19 protein-coding genes and 2 riboswitches are annotated in these 15,641 nt (G+C 70.0%); of the genes, 9 read left to right on the top strand and 10 right to left on the bottom strand.

Going from position 1 to position 15,641, the window contains the following annotated elements; genetic code table 11:
* The first annotated feature begins 2 nt into the window (after window positions 1–2).
* From IE307_RS22390 to gcvP, 5 genes are all read left to right on the top strand, one after another.
* Entirely contained in the window at window positions 3–554 is a 552-nt protein-coding gene (locus IE307_RS22390) for a MerR family transcriptional regulator (protein ID WP_229904964.1), read from the top strand.
* Window positions 555–679: 125 nt separating this feature from the next.
* Entirely contained in the window at window positions 680–1,153 is a 474-nt protein-coding gene (locus IE307_RS22385; protein ID WP_030468959.1) for a bifunctional nuclease family protein, read from the top strand.
* A 303-nt stretch (window positions 1,154–1,456) separates the two neighbouring features.
* Window positions 1,457–2,023, top strand: a complete 567-nt coding sequence (locus IE307_RS22380; protein WP_030476305.1) for a MerR family transcriptional regulator — start codon at window positions 1,457–1,459, stop codon at window positions 2,021–2,023.
* A 101-nt stretch (window positions 2,024–2,124) separates the two neighbouring features.
* Window positions 2,125–3,105 carry a Clp protease N-terminal domain-containing protein gene (locus IE307_RS22375; protein WP_191300622.1) on the top strand — a complete coding sequence of 327 codons (981 nt, stop codon included), beginning with the start codon at window positions 2,125–2,127 and terminating at the stop codon, window positions 3,103–3,105.
* A gap of 56 nt (window positions 3,106–3,161) precedes the next feature.
* Window positions 3,162–3,258: riboswitch (glycine riboswitch) on the top strand.
* Between the two features lie 3 nt (window positions 3,259–3,261).
* Window positions 3,262–3,357: riboswitch (glycine riboswitch) on the top strand.
* A 49-nt stretch (window positions 3,358–3,406) separates the two neighbouring features.
* On the top strand, window positions 3,407–6,301 hold the full coding sequence (gcvP, locus tag IE307_RS22370) for an aminomethyl-transferring glycine dehydrogenase (RefSeq protein WP_191300619.1): 2,895 nt from the start codon (window positions 3,407–3,409) through the stop codon (window positions 6,299–6,301).
* A 42-nt stretch (window positions 6,302–6,343) separates the two neighbouring features.
* On the opposite strand, the gene IE307_RS22365 is transcribed toward gcvP, so the two are convergent.
* Genes IE307_RS22365 through IE307_RS22350 form a run of 4 tightly spaced genes read right to left on the bottom strand, consistent with a single transcriptional unit; the run spans window position 6,344 to window position 8,193 of the window.
* On the bottom strand, window positions 6,344–6,526 hold the full coding sequence (locus IE307_RS22365; protein ID WP_191300616.1) for a hypothetical protein: 183 nt from the start codon (window positions 6,524–6,526) through the stop codon (window positions 6,344–6,346).
* A 12-nt stretch (window positions 6,527–6,538) separates the two neighbouring features.
* Window positions 6,539–7,144, bottom strand: a complete 606-nt coding sequence (locus IE307_RS22360) for a class I SAM-dependent DNA methyltransferase (protein ID WP_191300614.1) — start codon at window positions 7,142–7,144, stop codon at window positions 6,539–6,541.
* Between the two features lie 9 nt (window positions 7,145–7,153).
* Window positions 7,154–7,813 carry a maleylpyruvate isomerase mycothiol-dependent enzyme family protein gene (locus IE307_RS22355; RefSeq protein ID WP_191300612.1) on the bottom strand — a complete coding sequence of 220 codons (660 nt, stop codon included), beginning with the start codon at window positions 7,811–7,813 and terminating at the stop codon, window positions 7,154–7,156.
* 2 nt (window positions 7,814–7,815) lie between these two features.
* Window positions 7,816–8,193, bottom strand: a complete 378-nt coding sequence (locus IE307_RS22350; protein WP_191300610.1) for a DUF3224 domain-containing protein — start codon at window positions 8,191–8,193, stop codon at window positions 7,816–7,818.
* Window positions 8,194–8,243: 50 nt separating this feature from the next.
* On the opposite strand from IE307_RS22350, the gene IE307_RS22345 reads away from it, so the two are divergent.
* A complete protein-coding gene (locus IE307_RS22345; RefSeq protein WP_191300608.1) occupies window positions 8,244–9,215 on the top strand; it encodes a helix-turn-helix transcriptional regulator in 972 nt (323 codons plus the stop codon).
* Complete coding sequence (locus IE307_RS22340; protein ID WP_191300606.1) at window positions 9,203–10,015, top strand: aldo/keto reductase; 813 nt, start codon at window positions 9,203–9,205, stop codon at window positions 10,013–10,015. The genes IE307_RS22345 and IE307_RS22340 overlap by 13 nt, the downstream gene beginning before the upstream one ends.
* Window positions 10,016–10,030: 15 nt before the next feature.
* Here IE307_RS22340 and IE307_RS22335 read toward each other — a convergent pair whose 3' ends face one another.
* Both IE307_RS22335 and IE307_RS22330 read right to left on the bottom strand, forming a co-directional pair.
* A complete protein-coding gene (locus IE307_RS22335; RefSeq protein ID WP_191300604.1) occupies window positions 10,031–11,737 on the bottom strand; it encodes a substrate-binding domain-containing protein in 1,707 nt (568 codons plus the stop codon).
* 63 nt (window positions 11,738–11,800) lie between these two features.
* Window positions 11,801–12,673 carry a 3-methyladenine DNA glycosylase gene (locus IE307_RS22330; protein ID WP_191300602.1) on the bottom strand — a complete coding sequence of 291 codons (873 nt, stop codon included), beginning with the start codon at window positions 12,671–12,673 and terminating at the stop codon, window positions 11,801–11,803.
* 19 nt (window positions 12,674–12,692) lie between these two features.
* On the opposite strand from IE307_RS22330, the gene IE307_RS22325 reads away from it, so the two are divergent.
* A complete protein-coding gene (locus IE307_RS22325) occupies window positions 12,693–13,151 on the top strand; it encodes a DUF1801 domain-containing protein (RefSeq protein WP_191300600.1) in 459 nt (152 codons plus the stop codon).
* Here the strand turns inward: IE307_RS22325 and IE307_RS22320 are convergent.
* Window positions 13,126–13,371: a hypothetical protein gene (locus tag IE307_RS22320; protein WP_084401880.1), complete on the bottom strand. Its 246-nt coding sequence runs from the start codon at window positions 13,369–13,371 to the stop codon at window positions 13,126–13,128. The genes IE307_RS22325 and IE307_RS22320 overlap by 26 nt on opposite strands.
* A gap of 10 nt (window positions 13,372–13,381) precedes the next feature.
* Window positions 13,382–13,810 carry a winged helix-turn-helix transcriptional regulator gene (locus IE307_RS22315; protein ID WP_191300597.1) on the bottom strand — a complete coding sequence of 143 codons (429 nt, stop codon included), beginning with the start codon at window positions 13,808–13,810 and terminating at the stop codon, window positions 13,382–13,384.
* A gap of 79 nt (window positions 13,811–13,889) precedes the next feature.
* Here IE307_RS22315 and IE307_RS22310 point away from each other — a divergent pair, with 79 nt between their 5' ends.
* Entirely contained in the window at window positions 13,890–14,546 is a 657-nt protein-coding gene (locus IE307_RS22310; RefSeq protein WP_191300595.1) for an SDR family oxidoreductase, read from the top strand.
* Window positions 14,547–14,549: 3 nt separating this feature from the next.
* Here the strand turns inward: IE307_RS22310 and IE307_RS22305 are convergent, their stop codons facing one another.
* Window positions 14,550–15,038 carry a GNAT family N-acetyltransferase gene (locus tag IE307_RS22305; protein WP_229904963.1) on the bottom strand — a complete coding sequence of 163 codons (489 nt, stop codon included), beginning with the start codon at window positions 15,036–15,038 and terminating at the stop codon, window positions 14,550–14,552.
* Window positions 15,031–15,627, bottom strand: a complete 597-nt coding sequence (locus IE307_RS22300; protein WP_191300591.1) for a dihydrofolate reductase family protein — start codon at window positions 15,625–15,627, stop codon at window positions 15,031–15,033. The genes IE307_RS22305 and IE307_RS22300 overlap by 8 nt, the downstream gene beginning before the upstream one ends.
* Window positions 15,628–15,641: the final 14 nt, after the last annotated feature.

Below are 15,641 nucleotides of genomic sequence, written 5' to 3'. Positions count from 1 at the left end.
CTGTGCTCGCGCAGCTCCGTTCCGAGTTCCCCGACGTCACCATCTCCAAGATCCGCTTCCTGGAAGCGGAGGGGCTGGTCCGCCCGGCACGCACCGCCTCCGGCTACCGCCAGTTCAGCGTGGCGGACGTCGAGAGGTTGCGGTTCGTGCTGTCCGCACAACGCGACAGGTACCTGCCGCTCAAGGTGATCCGCGAGCAGCTCGGCGCCGCCCCCGACGGCTCGGAGGCGTCCACCGCGGTCTCCCGGATCGACCTGCTGACCCAGGCCGGGATCAGCGCAGACCAGCTGTCCCAGCTGGAGCGCGACGGTCTGCTCCGCCCCGGCCCCGGTGGCCGGTTCACCACCGACGACATCACCGCGCTCCGCACGATCCGGACGATGACCGGGCTCGGCGTCGAGCGCGAGCACCTGCGCGCGGTCCGCGCTGCGGCGGACCACGAGGTGGTTCTGCTGAAATCTTTCTCAGATCCTGAGACGGTGCGGGAATTGGCCGACCTCTTCACCTCGTTGCACACGTTGTTGGTGAGAGCGGGACTGCGCCAATCATCTTGATCACGTTCTGCCCGCAACGATTGAGCACACGGCCCGCTTGGCGGGTAGCGTCGAACGCATACGCCGGGGGATGCTCGGGAGACGAACCGGGTACTCCCCAACGAGTAAGAGGGAGGCGAGACCCGATGAGCGAGATGCGCGTCGTGGGCGTCCGGGTGGAGCTGCCCCAGAACCAGCCGATCCTCCTGCTGCGGGAAACCGAGGGTGAGCGGTACCTGCCGATCTGGATCGGCTCCGTGGAGGCCACGGCCATCGCGCTCGAGCAGCAGGGCGTCCGTCCTGCCCGCCCCCTCACACATGATCTGCTCAAGGACGTCATCGGAGCACTCGGCCGCAACCTCGAGCAGGTGCGGATCACCGATCTGCAGGAGGGCACGTTCTTCGCCGAGCTCGTGTTCGACGGCGACGTGCGGGTGTCCGCACGGCCTTCGGACTCGGTGGCGCTGGCGTTGCGCGTGGGCGTCCCGATCCACGCCGAGGAGTCGGTGCTGGCCGAAGCGGGCCTCATCATCCCGGACGAGCAGGAGGACGAGGTGGAGAAGTTCCGCGAGTTCCTCGACTCCGTCTCCCCGGAGGACTTCCGCGGGGCGGACACCTGAGTCTTCAGGGAGTCGCGCTCTGTCTCGTATGGGATTTCGGCAGTTCGTTTGGACGTCGCTCGATCGGACTACTTTGCGTCGTTTTGATCGCTAAACGATCACTAAACGTCACCTGAACCTCCCGGTTCGGGTGACGGTGTGAGTCTCCACCTGAGGTTGAGGGTCGACACTCCCCGCGCGTCGCGTTGACCTGCCCTCGGACCGGTCCTACCGTCGAACTCGAGTGGACGTCGTTGCTCCGCGGAAGCGGACGCGACGGCTTGACGGTCATGAGTTTCGTGGCCGTTCCGAGGGGAGGCAGGCGTGGTCGAGGAAGCGCCCTTGAGGGCCGAATCCGGGCTGCAGGGTGAACTGTTCCCGGACTCCTCGCTGCCGGACGAGCTCGTCGGGTACCGAGGGCCCGCGGCGTGCCAGATCGCGGGTATCACGTACCGGCAGCTCGACTACTGGGCGCGGACCGGGCTGGTCGCGCCGACGATAAGGATGGCCCACGGCTCCGGCAGCCAGAGGCTGTACTCCTTCAAGGACATCCTGGTGCTCAAGGTCGTGAAGCGGCTGCTGGACACCGGTGTCTCGTTGCAGAACATCAGGGTCGCGGTCGACCACCTGCGCCGCCGCGGCGTGCAGGACCTGGCGCGGATCACGCTCTTCTCGGACGGCACCACCGTCTACGAGTGCACGTCGCCGGAAGAGGTCGTCGACCTGCTGCAGGGCGGTCAGGGCGTGTTCGGCATCGCGGTGAGCGGTGCGATGCGGGAGATCTCCGGCACGATCCACGAGTTCCCGGCCGAACGCGCGGACGGCGTCGAGATCGCCCCGATGACCGAGGACGAGCTGACCCGCCGGCGTCGCGAGCGCGCCACCGGCTGACCGGACCCGGCCGATCGCCACCGTGATCATGGCCGACCGGCCGTCGCGGATGGCCGGTCGGCAGCAGCGCGGAGGGCGCCTCGGTCCCTAGCGTTCTCCGCATGACGCACACCCCTTCCGCCGTCCCCTCCGTGCAGGTCGTGAAGGTGCTGGCCGCCGCGGTGAAGCGCGCGGCCCGGCTGGAGTTCGGCTTCCTCGGCACCGAGAACCTGCTGATCTCGCTGATCGACACGACCGGACCCGGCCGCAAGCTCGGCGTGAGGTCGCTGGCGGCGCAGGCGATGGCGCGCGGCCCCGAGCACTGGGCCGATGACGACGGCGGCGTCGCCGCCGAACCCGACCCGGCTGTCACGGCGCTGATCAACACCGCCGCCGACCGCGCCCTCGTGGACACCGCTCCGCCCGTCAGCGGCGCTCTGCAGGAGTGCCTGCGCGCCGCTGTCGCCCAGGCGGGCGACGGCGTGCTGACCACCACCCACCTCGCGCTCGCGTTGCTGGCGCAGCGGACCGGGCGCGCCGCCGACCTGTTCGTCCTGCGCGGGGTGGACGTCGAGGCGACGGCCGCCGCCGTGCGGGCCGACGCCGGGCGCACCCACGCGGAGGTCGAGGAAGCGCCCGCCGTGCGGTTGCTGCGCAAGGCGGGCGCGCTGGAGGGGGACTCCGGCGGCGGGTACGTGCGCTGGCTGGTCCGCTGGGTCGCCCGCGGGCAGGGCCTGGGCGGTCCGGTGCTGACCGTCGTGCGCAACGAGGCCGAGCGCCTCGCCAGGGCCGCGAAGCGGGACATCACGTCGCGCGACCTCGTGGAGGCGGTGCTGACGGTCGACCACCAGCTGGAGGTGGCGGGCCGCAGGCTCAAGCGCGAGTTCGAGTCGGACGCCGCGGCGGCGTTGCGCGAGGCCGGTGTGGACCCGGCCGCGCTGCCCGGTGGCGGTCCGGTCGAGCGCGCGGTGGAACGGGCGAAGCTCGTCGCGGCCAAGCGGGGAGACCAGGTCGTGGGCACCCGCCACCTGCTCGTGGCGCTGCGGGACGACCCCGCCGACCCGGTGTCGGCGGCTCTGGGCGGTCTTGGTGCTGAGATGTAGGTCGCGTCCCTGGGGACTACCGGGGCTGCCTGCGGGTATTCTTCTCGGGTAGTCGCTGAACTCAGGCGGGAGAGACCGGGACCACGAGCCCGGCGCCGAAGGAGCAAGTCCCTCCCCGGGAACCTCTCAGGCATCCAGGACCGCCGAGCGAGACGCCTCTGGAAAGTGGATCTTCCGAGATCCCGCCGACGGTGAAAGCCCAGCCTTCCTGGTGGGTGAACCTCTCAGGCGCCCTTCGGGGTACGGACAGAGCGGGGAGGGCACAGGACACGTGTGCCCTCAAGCCATCCGGAGGCGTTTGATGACGCAGGACCGCATTCCGCTCGCCGCTCTCGAGCACGGCACCCCGTTCGCCGACCGCCACGTCGGCCCGCGTCCCGCCGAACTCGCGCGCATCCTCGACGTCATCGGCGTCGGATCGCTCGAGGAGCTGGCGCAGCACGCGGTGCCTTCGTCCATCCACGAGCGCGACCTCGTGCTGGACCTGCCCGCCCCGGCCACCGAGACCGAGGCGCTCGCGGAGCTGCGCGAGCTCGCGTCGCAGAACCGCCCGATGACGCAGATGATCGGCCTGGGCTACTACGACACCGTGACGCCGGGCGTGATCCTGCGCAACGTGCTCGAGTCGCCCGCCTGGTACACCGCCTACACGCCGTACCAGCCGGAGATCTCGCAGGGCCGTCTCGAGGCGCTGCTGAACTTCCAGACCATGGTGGGCGACCTGACGGGCCTGCCGACGGCGAACGCGTCCATGCTGGACGAGTCGACCGCCGCCGCCGAGGCGATGACGCTGGTGCGCCGCGCGGGCAAGTCCAAGTCGAACAAGTTCGTCGTCGACGCCGACACGCTTCCGCAGACGCTCGCCGTCATCGAGACGCGCGCCGAGCCGCTGGGCATCGAGATCGTCGTCGCCGATCTGTCGCAGGGCATCGAGGGCCTGGGCCTGGGCGGCGACTTCTACGGCGTCCTGCTGTCCTACCCCGGCGCGTCCGGTGTGGTGCGTGACCAGGCCGGCCTGATCGAGGAGATCCACGCCGCCGGCGCTCAGGCCGTCGTCGTCGCCGACCTGCTGGCGCTGACGCTGCTGCGCGCGCCCGGTGAGATCGGCGCGGACGTCGTCGTCGGCACCACCCAGCGCTTCGGCGTGCCGATCGGCTTCGGCGGCCCGCACGCCGGGTACATGGCCGTCCGGTCCGGTCTGGAGCGCCAGCTGCCCGGCCGCCTCGTCGGTGTCTCCGTCGACGCCGACGGCTCGCTGGCCTACCGCCTCGCGCTGCAGACGCGCGAGCAGCACATCCGCCGCGAGAAGGCCACGTCGAACATCTGCACCGCGCAGGTGCTGCTGGCCGTGATCGCGTCCATGTACGCCGTCTACCACGGTCCCGAGGGCCTGCGTTCGATCGCGACCCGCGTGCACCGCCTCGCGACCGTGCTCGCCACGGGCCTGTGCGAGGCCGGTCTGGACGTCGTGCACGGCGAGTTCTTCGACACCGTCCAGGTCCGCGTCGAGGGTGGCGCGGCCGGGGTCGTCGAGAAGGCCCGCGAGGCCGGCATCAACCTGCGCCTCGTCGACGCCGACCACGTCGCAATCGCTTGCGACGAGAAGACCACGCGGGCGCACATCGTCGCGGTGTGGGAGGCCTTCGGCGTCACGGGGTCCGACGTGGACGCCATCGACGCCGACACCGCCGACGGCATCCCGGGCGACCTGCGCCGCACCTCGGACTACCTGACCCACCCGGTCTTCCACGCGCACCGCTCCGAGACCGCGCTGCTGCGCTACCTGCGCGCGTTGTCCGACAAGGACGTCGCCCTGGACCGCAGCATGATCCCGCTCGGCTCCTGCACGATGAAGCTGAACGCCACCGCGGAGATGGAGTCCATCACGTGGCCGGAGTTCTCGACGCTGCACCCGTTCGCGCCCGTCGAGGACGCCCGCGGTCTGCTGAAGATCGTGTCCGACCTGGAGGCGTGGCTCGCCGAGGTCACCGGCTACGACGCCGTCTCGCTGCAGCCCAACGCCGGTTCGCAGGGTGAGTTCGCCGGCCTGCTGGCGATCCGCGCGTACCACCGCGCGAACGGCAACGCCGACCGCGACGTCTGCCTGATCCCGTCGTCCGCCCACGGCACCAACGCCGCGTCCGCCGTCATGGCCGGCATGCGCGTCGTCGTCGTGAAGTGCGACGACAAGGGCAACATCGACATGGGCCACCTGCGCACCACGGTCGCGGAGCACGCGGACGACCTGGCCGCGATCATGATCACCTACCCGTCGACCCACGGCGTGTACGAGGACACCGTCCGCGAGGTCTGCGGCCTGGTCCACGACGCGGGCGGCCAGGTGTACGTCGACGGCGCGAACCTCAACGCGTTGATCGGCCTCGCCCGCTACGGCAAGTTCGGTTCGGACGTCTCGCACCTGAACCTGCACAAGACGTTCTGCATCCCGCACGGCGGCGGTGGCCCCGGCGTCGGCCCGATCGGCGTGAAGTCCCACCTCGCCCCGTTCCTGCCGAACCACCCGCTGCAGCCGACCGCCGGTCCGGCCACGGGTGTCGGCCCGATCTCGGGCGCCCCGTGGGGTTCCGCGTCGATCCTGCCGATCTCGTGGGCGTACGTGCGCATGATGGGCGGCGACGGCCTGCGCCGCGCGACCCTGACCGCCGTGGCCGCCGCGAACTACGTGGCCCGCCGCCTCGACGAGCACTACCCGGTCCTCTACACCGGCGAGGGCGGGTTCGTGGCCCACGAGTGCATCCTCGACCTGCGCCCGATCACCAAGGCCACCGGCGTGACGGTGGACGACGTGGCCAAGCGCCTCGCCGACTACGGCCTGCACGCCCCGACCATGTCGTTCCCGGTCGCCGGCACGCTGATGGTCGAGCCGACCGAGTCCGAGGACCTGGCCGAGATCGACAGGTTCATCGACGCCATGATCGCGATCAAGCGCGAGATCGACCGCGTCGGCGCCGGCGAGTGGCCCGTCGAGGACAACCCGCTGCGCAACGCCCCGCACACCGCGGCCTGCGTGACCACCGGCGAGTGGAACCACCCGTACACCCGCGAGGAGGCCGTCTTCCCCGCCGGGCAGAGCAGCACCCCGAAGATCTGGCCGCCGGTCCGCCGCATCGACGGCGCCAAGGGCGACCGCAACCTGGTCTGCTCCTGCCCGCCCCTCGAGGCGTACAGCAGCTGATCCGGCACGACGAAGGGGCGCACTCGGGGGTGCGCCCCTTTTTCACGCCCCGACGGGGCAGGCGTCGTCGCCGCAGTTCTCGTCGGCGCCGATGCCCGGCTTGGTCAGGTCGTGCTCGAACGCGAAGTGGAAGCAGTCGGGGTGCATCCGCTCGAAGAGCTCGAAGTCTTCCTTCTCGAGCTCCACCGTCTCGCCGCACCGCTGGCACGTCTGTTCATCTGACACGGTCCGATGGTCTCACCCGCGCCGTGCGAAGAGGATGGCGCCATCGGTGCCGAGCAGCCACTGCGCCTCGACGGTGAACCCGGCCGCCCGCAGCCAGTCCGCGACCCGTTCCGGCGGTCGCAAGTGAACGTGCACCCGCATCGGGTGCCCGCCGTAGCCCTGCGTCTTCAGGTTCGTGCGGTCACCGACGTGGAAACCGAGCTGCAGCAACCCGTCCGGCTGCAACGCGTCGTGGAAGTGCCCGAACACCACGGGCACCAGGTCGTCCGGCACGTGGATCAGCGACCACCAGGCGATGATCCCGCCGAGCGGACCGGGGAGCGGTTCGGTCATCGACCCCACCTCGAACCGCAGGCCGGGGTGCTCGCTCCGGGCCAGCGCGACCATCGCGGGGGAGAGGTCGATGCCGGACGCGTCCACGCCCATCCCGTGCAGCAGCGCCGTGATCTGACCGGGCCCGCAGCCGACGTCGGCGACCGGCCCGCTCACCTGCTCCGCGAACACCCGCAACGCCGCCCGCAGGTGGGGTAGGCCGTCCAGGAGGTCGCGCGTGTGGTCGGCGTAGCTGACCGCCACCGTGTCGTAGGAGTCGCGGGTGTCGGAGAGCCAGTCGGTCACGCGGGAAAGCTACTCCTCGAACGGCTCCGCGCGGTGCCGTCCGAACAACGCGAGCGACGAGATCCACACGTCCGGATCACCGTCCCAGTCCAGCGCCTTGATCTGGTCGGCCGACCGCCGCCCGCCGATGGCGCGCATCAGCTCGAACGACGTCGTCCGCAACGTCCCGGCGGGCTCGCCGTGGCCGAGCACGCGGTCGCCGTGCTCCAGCGCGATCCGCAACGCCGGCACGTCGTTCTCCCGCATCCGCTGGTCGAGCTGCTGCAACGGCCGCACCAGCGCCGCCCGCACCTCGACGCCGTCCCGGTCACCAGCAACCCCCAGCGCCGCGCGGAGGTCGTGCTCGTGCGCGATCACCTCGGACACCAGCACCGGCCCCATCGGCGTGTCGAACAACGGCCTGGCGAGCTCCAGGTTCGCGTCCCACTCGGCGAAGGCGTCGGACAGCGTGTTGCCGCGCCGGTCGCGGACCTGCCGCTCGCCCCACTCACCGGACTCGACGCCGTCGAACCGGCGGTCCACGAAGTCGCGCAGACCGCCGGCGAGGTGCGCCACCACGTCCTTGACCGACCAGCCGGGCGTCGCCGCCACGGGCGTGACGGGGTCACGGCCCTCGACCAGCGAGGTGATCCGGTGCTTGGCCGCGTCGTAGACGGGGGCGTTGGTCATCGTCAGACCTCGCACTCCAGGGTGTAGGTACCGCTGCCATCCTCCGCCCAGACGACCGTCACCGCACCTCGCGCGTTCAGGTACCTCCCGGTGCCGTCGACGACCTCCGTGGAGCCCTCCACAGAGGACCGGTAGGCGCCGACGTGCCGCAGCACCAGCGTGCCCTCGTCGGTCACGATCTCCTCCAGCGCGGTCGTCCACGCCACGTCGTCGCCGTAGTACATGAGGTACCGGCAGCTCCCGGCGCCGCTGACGTCGCCCGCGTACGAGAACTGGACGTGCGCCTCGGTGAGCTTGCGGCCCTCGACCTCCTTGTAGGGGCGGCCGTCCCAGGTCTTCTCGTCCCAGCTCTTCACTTCGATGGTTCCGGTTGCCTTCATGACCGTCACTGTGCTGGTAATTCCTGACAGATCGTGTCAGGTTCATCCCCATGAAATCCGGAAGGCTCATCCAGGTCCTCCTGCTCCTGCAGTCGAGGGGCCGGATGACGGCGGACGAGCTGGCCGAGGAGCTGGAGGTCTCGCCGCGCACGATCTACCGCGACGTCGAGGCCCTGTCGGCGTCCGGCATCCCGATCTACTCCGACCGCGGCCCGGCCGGCGGCTACCAGCTGGTGGACGGGTACCGCACCCGGCTGACCGGCCTGACGACCGGCGAGGCGCAGTCGTTGTTCCTCGCCGGCCTCCCGGGACCCGCGCAGGCGCTGGGGCTGGGGGAGTTCGCGGCCGCCGCCCAGCTCAAGCTCCTCGCCGCGCTGCCGACCGAGCTGCGCTCGCGCGCCGAGCAGATCCGCCAGCGCTTCCACCTCGACACCCCGTCGTGGTTCCGCGGCGACGAACCCGCCGAGCACCTCGCCACGATCGCCGACGCCGTCTGGGAGCAGCGCAGGGTCCGCATGACCTACCAGCGGTGGGGCGGCGACACGGTCGAGCGCGAGGTCGACCCGTACGGCCTCGTGCTCAAGGCGGGCACCTGGTACTTCGTCGGCAGCGGGCGCACCTACCGCGTCTCCCGCGTGCTGTCGTCGCAGGCCCTGCCCGAGACGTTCGACCGTCCCGGCGACTTCGACCTCGCACGCTTCTGGGCCGAGTGGTCGGAGCAGTTCGAGGCGCGCATGTACGGCGAACGCGTCGAGGTGCGCATGACGCGGTCCGGACTGGACAAGACCCAGTACCTGCTCAGCGGCTACCAGGCACGCGCGATCCGTGAGCTGGCACCGCGGCCGGGGCAGGAGTTCGGCTTTCCCACCGAGTCGAACCGGCACGCCGTCGCTGACCTGCTCAAATTCGGTGCGGACGTGGAAGTCCTGGCGCCGAACGAAGTGCGAACCGAAATCATCGACGCGGTGAAGGCGATGCAGGACGTCTACAACGGTGCGAAGCTACCCGCATGGTTCCGCTGATCTCGTTGAACAACGGAGTACGGATCCCCCAACTCGGCTTCGGCGTCTACCAGGTGCCGGAGGACCAGGTGGCCGGTGCGGTCACGACGGCGATCGAGGCCGGCTACCGCAGCATCGACACGGCCGCGGCCTACGGCAACGAGTCCGGTGTCGGCGACGCGATCGCCGGCGTCCCGGACCTCTTCATCACGACGAAGCTGTGGAACGCCGACCAGGGCTACGACTCGACGCTGCGCGCGTTCGACGAGAGCCTGCGCCGCCTGCGCCTCGACGTGCTCGACCTCTACCTCATCCACTGGCCCACGCCGAAGCGCGACCTCTTCGCCGAGAGCTGGCGCGCGCTGGAGCAGCTGTACTCGGACGGCCGGGTGCGCGCGATCGGCGTCTCGAACTTCCACACCCCGCACCTGCAGCGCCTGTTCGACGAGTTCCCGACCACCCCGGCGGTGAACCAGATCGAGCTGCACCCGTTGCTGCAGCAGGAGGAGATGCGCAAGGTGCACGTGACGCACCGCATCGCCACCGAGGCGTGGTCACCGCTGGGGCAGGGCGCGCTGCTGCGCGAACCCGACATCGCCGCCCTCGCCGAGAAGTACGGCAAGACACCGGCCCAGATCGTGCTGCGCTGGCACGTGCAGCTCGGCATCGTCGTGATCCCGAAGTCCGTCACGCCGTACCGGATCAAGGAGAACATCGACATCTTCGACTTCGAGCTGGCCAACGACGACATGCTGGTGATCACCGAGCTCGACAACGGCACCCGCACCGGCCCCGACCCGGACCGCTTCAACGCGGCCTGACGAGGACCGCCTCGGTCAGGCCTTCGTGGACAGCACCTGACCGAGCGCGGCCTCCACGCCGTTCTCGTTCTCCACCACCGACACCGAACCGCCGGTCGTCTGCGCGATGTCCGTCAGCGCGTCCCTGTCGACGTCACCGCCGATCGCGATGAAGCTGACCGGCAGGTCCGTCCCGTGCAACTGCGCCTTGAGCGCCGCCAGGTCGATGCCGCCGTCGGACTTGCCGTCGGTGATCACCACGACCCGGTTGACCCGCCCGGCCACGAACCCGTCGTGCGCGGTCTCGTAACAGGTCGCGAGCGCGCTGTAGAGCTGCGAACCCTCCGCGGTCTTGAGCGCGTCGATCGACCTGCGCAACGCCTCGCGCTTCTCGCTGACCGGCGCGGTCGCGACCAGTTGCTTGACCGGCTTGGAACCGTCGAGGTCGCGCGCGAACTCCCACAGCCCGAACGAGCCCGACACCGACCTGTCCACCTGGCCGCGCAGCGCGGCCTTCACCTTGTCCAGCCGGGGTTTCATCGACGTGGAGACGTCCGCGAGCACCGTGACCACCTGGCCGCCGCGGTCGGCGGACTGCCAGGCCGAGGAGATCTGCTGGGTCGTCGTGGCGTCGGCGGCGACGAGGTTCTCCGTGACGGGGGCCCACGAGACACCCGGCGACGGCGACGGACGGTCCTGAGTGGACTCCACCCGCAACCCGCCCTTGGCGAGGATCGCCTGCTGCGAGGGTTCGGTCATGAAGTCGCGGAACGCCTGCGCCGCACGCACTTCCGCCTCGCCCACCTCGGTGCCGCCCAGGGCGACGTACGGGAAGTCCGCCACCGGGGCCGGTCCGGCCGGCAGCACGCCGACCAACGGCTTCGACGGGGCTTCCTTGCCCGTGTTGTGCTTGAACAGGTCCACTTCGGACACCGGCGTGACCGAGAAGCCCGCCGCGTTGACCGTCGCGCTGTCACCCAGGCGCCGCAACGCGTCCCGCGTCGTGGGCGGCACCTCCGGCGGCACGGCGGCCGCGAGCTTGGACAGAGCCGACTTCGACGCGTCCGACCCGAGCGACTCCGCCGTGACGGGGCCCGTGCCGCCGGCCAGCGCCGACTGGATCGCGAGTGCGGACGCCGTGTTCGCCGCGGGGTCGGGCATCGCGACGCTGAACCGGCCCCAGGACGTGCCGTACTTCTCCCAGTCCGTCACCTCGGGCATGTCCGTCCAGCGGAAGTCCTTCAGCACCGGCGCGGCGGCCTCGGGGGCGGCGAGCAGCACCGGGGACGTGCCGACGGACTTCGGCGCCGAGCCGACCAGCTTCGCGTTGAGCGCGGTGAGCCTGTTCGCCCAGAGCGTCGAGTCGGGCAGCCACGCGTGGGGCCGCTTGCCGAGCTTCGTCTCGTCCCAGGTCGTCGTCAGGCCTTCGAGCACCGCGGAGGAGTCCGCGGAAGTCACTTCGATCGCGATGCAGTGGTCGTACACAACGGGCCGTGTCGCGCTGTACGCGCGTGCGACGTCCCTCACGGCCTCGGCGACGCTGGGCGTCACGGACACGCGCAGCACCGAGTCGCCCTCACTGCAGTTCTGGGCCAACGCCTGAGAACGCTTGTCGAGGATGTCGCCGGCCCACGACAGGGCGAGCCAGCTGAGGCCAAGCAGCACCACGAGCACGACGATGAGCACGGGCCACTTGGCGATTCCGCGCTTCACCTTCGCCCGCAGAGTGCGGTGTCGAGACATCGATCCCTCACAACTACTCAGCGGCCCCCGACGACCGCCAATCACGCTAACAGGTGAACTCAGTCAGCAGAGTGAAGTCACTGCAAGTATCGACTGGCATACGAAGATGAGCCGTTCTCGCAACGGTCGCGCCCGTTCGGCGAACTCCGCCTGCCGCCGGACGTACTCCGCGCGCCCCTCCGGCGTCTCGATCCGCACCGGTCCGTAACCGAGGCCTGCCAGGTCGTACGGCGAGGCCTGCATGTCGAGTTCGCGCACGTCAGCGGCCAGTTCGAAGCAGTCGGCGACCAACTCCGAAGGCGTCGCGGGCTCCATTTTGTACGCCCACTTGAACAGGTCCATGTTCGCGTGCAGGCACCCCGGCTGCTCGTTCGACAACTGGTCGTCACGAGTGGGCTGCAGAGCGTTGCGCGGCCGAGCGGGTGACGTGAAGAAGCGGAACGCGTCGAAGTGCCCGCACTGGATCCGGCTCTCCTCGACCACCTGGTCGGTGCCGTCGCTGCCCAGCCGCAACGGCCACGCGTTGTGCCGGACCTCCTCGGGCTGCTGCCGGTAGACCATCGCCCACTCGTGCAGCCCGAAGCAGCCGAGCCGGGCCGGGCGGCCCAGCGTCGCCGCGAGCAGCGCCCGCACGAACTCCAGCGTCTTGGCCCGCTGATCGAGGAAGCTGCCGACGTCGAGCGTGACGCCCTCGTCGACCTGCTTGTAGTGCGGGAACGCCAGGTACTCCGCCGCGTCCTCGAGGACGATGCCGGGACCCGGATGCCACCGTTCGAGCCGCACGGGCCGATGGCTGTAGTAGGTGAAGAGGAAGTCCATGACCGGGTGCTTCTCCTTGCGAAGCTTCCGTTCCTGGTGCGGACCCGTGAACCGGCGCACGCGCGTGACGTGCGAATCGCGCAATTGGTGCCATTCGGCTCGGGTCAGGACCTCCACGGGCGATTACCGTACGCGCATGGTGAAGAGCAACGCCTCCACGGTCGCCCAGTACCTCGCCGAACTGCCCGACGAGCAGCGCGCCGAGGTCGAGACCGTGCGCGACGTCATCCTGGCCAACCTCCCCGACGGGTACGTCGAGGCCCTGGACTGGGGCCTGATCACCTACGGGGTGCCGCTGGAGGTGAGCGGCCCGACCTACAACAAGAAGCCGCTGCTCTACGTCGCCCTCGGCGCCCAGAAGCGCTACTACTCCGTCTACCTGACCACGGTCATGGAGGAGTTCGAGGAGTCCTTCCGCGCCAGGTGGGCGGAGACCGGCAAGAAGCTCGACATGGGCAAGACCTGCGTGCGCTTCAAGCGGTCCTCCGACCTGGCCCTCGACGTCATCGGCGACGAGGTGGCGCGCCTGTCGGTGCCCGAGTTCCTCGATTGGCACGCCGAGAACAGGGCTAAAGCGGCGGCACGAGCCCGGTGAACGTCCGCGCGCCGTTGCAGTGCGGGCACTCGCGCCCGTTGTCGACGGTCCGCGGCGCACCACCGATGATCGCCAGCGTGGGCGCGGCGATGTAGCTCGCCCCTCCGCACAGGTGGCAGACCGTGCGCGGCTCGGGCGTGACGGCGAAGAGGTCGTCCGGGTCTTCCTCGTCCTCGAAGTCGTCGTCCTCGGCGAACTCGTCCTCGTCGTCCTCACTCATGCCGCCCAACTTAGTGGGTCGGCTCCCCGGCACGGCTGAGCGACTCGAGAGTCGCTTCCTCGCCGCAGTGCGCGCACACGACGCGCGGCTCCAGCACGTGACCGCACGAGTGCTGGTACACGAGCGGGAGGGGGCCCTGCGTCACGTAGTCGTCGCCCCACTCCTTGAGCATCAAGAACACGTTGTGCAGCGCTCGCCCCGTGTCGGTCAGCTGGTACTCGTGCCGCGGCGGGTGCTCGGAGTACTGGTGCTTCTCCAGCAGGCCGGTGGCGACCAGCTTCTTCAGCCGCACCGTCAGCACGTCACGCGACGCGCCCGTGTTCGCCACGATCTGGTCGAACCGCGTGTTGCCGAAGAAGACCTCGCGCAACGCCAGCAGTGACCAGCGCTCGCCGACGACGTCCAGGGCGTTCGCCACGGAGCAGGTTCGGGGTGCCATGTGACCATCCTATCAGTGAGTTGGCAAATCCAACCCACCTCGCTAACGTGAGTTGGGAAAGCCAACTCAGGAGGTAGTGATGGACTTCAACGGTGCAGCGGTGCTGGTGACCGGAGCCAACCGCGGGCTCGGCAGGGCGTTCGCGCAGGAGTTCGTGAAGCGCGGCGCGAAGGTCTACGGCGGCGCGCGGAACCCCGCGACGATCGTCGACGAGGGCGTCGTGCCCGTTCAGCTGGACGTGACCGACGACGCGCAGGTCGAGGCCGCCGCGAAGGAGCTCGGCGACGTCTCGATCGTCGTCAACAACGCCGGCGTGCTCGTCGCGGGCCCGGACGTCGACAGCCTCAAGGCGGAGTTCGAGGTCAACTTCTTCGGCATTGTCCGCACGACCGACGCGTTCGCACCGGTGCTCAAGGCCAACGGCGGCGGCGTGATCGTCAACGTGCTGAGCATCCTGTCGTTCATCGGCCGCCCGGCCTGGCGCGGCTACGCGGCCACCAAGGCGGCGGCGTGGTCGCTGACGAAGTCGACGCGGGAAGCGCTGCGCGACCAGGGGACGAAGGTCGTCGCGGTGCACTCCGGCTTCATCGACACCGACATGGCGGCGGGGCAGGACGGCCCGAAGATCACGACCGAGGACCTGGTCGCCCAGGTGCTGCGGGCGATCGAGAACGGCGACGAGGAAGTCCTCGCCGACGACCGCACCCGCGCGGTGAAGGCGTCGCTGGCCTCTTGAGGTCTAGCGGCGCAGCTCCCACACCACGTCCACCCCGACGCGGTTGCCGATCGCGGGTTCGCGCGGCGGTGTGCGGCGATCGACCTCGGTGAACCCGAGCCGCCGTGGCACACCGCTGCTCGCGACGTTGGCCTCGTCGTGCCAGATCTGGACCCCGCGCACGCCCTTCAGCGCGAACGCGAACTCGACCAGCTCCGCCGTCGCCGCCGTGACGTGACCCCGTCCGGTGTGCGCGGGATGCAGCCAGTAGCCGATCTCCACGATGTCGTCGCCGCGCTTCCGGTTCGCCGTCACCAGGCCGACGATCGCGTCGTCGACGGTGATGAGGTGCGGGAACAGCGTTCCGCGCTCCCAGCCGTTCGCGGCGTCCGCGAGGAACTCGGCGAGTTCCGGCGCGCCGTAGTCGCCTGCGGCCCACGGCATCCACGGTCGCAGGTGCGCGAGCGATTCCTGAACGGCCTGGAGCAACTCCGCCGCGTCCGCGTCAGTCACCCTCCGGAGCTTCATACCTCACTTTGTAGCGCAGGTGCGTGACCGACCTCGACTCGATTACCGAGACCGGCCCCTCCAACTCGTACCCCCTGCCGGGCGCGAAGAACGGCGTGCCTCCGCCGAGGATCACCGGCACGAGGTCGAGGAAGATCTCGTCCACCAGCCCCGCGTCGATCGCCTGCCGCGCGATCTCGCCGGAGTTCAGGCCGACGCCCTTCTCGCCCGCGTGCTCCTGAGCCACCGCAACGGCTTCCTCGATGCCGCCGTTGATGAACGTGAAGTGCTCGTTGTCCTCCAACGGCCGATGGGTGAGCACGACGGTGTGCACGCCCATCGGGTGCTGGCCGCCCCAGCCGTTCGTGAAGTCGTAGAGCCTGCGCCCCACCACCAACGCGCCGGTCGCCTGGATCAGCCCGCTGTAGTGGGCGGCGCTGGCCGGCGTGAGGTGGACGGTCATCGCCCCCGTCGGCACCGTGAACGCCACGTCGCCCGCCTCGTACCAGGCGAACAGCTTGTCGAAGCCGGAGAAGTCCGGGCCCGAGACGTACCCGTCGATCGAGGTGCTGGCGCCCGTGTAGACCTTGCCCATGTCGTGTGCCTCCC

The organism is Lentzea cavernae, from assembly GCF_014653695.1.
Classification (GTDB): Bacteria; Actinomycetota; Actinomycetes; order Mycobacteriales; family Pseudonocardiaceae; genus Lentzea; species Lentzea cavernae.
This window is presented reverse-complemented; position numbering and strand designations above follow the sequence as displayed.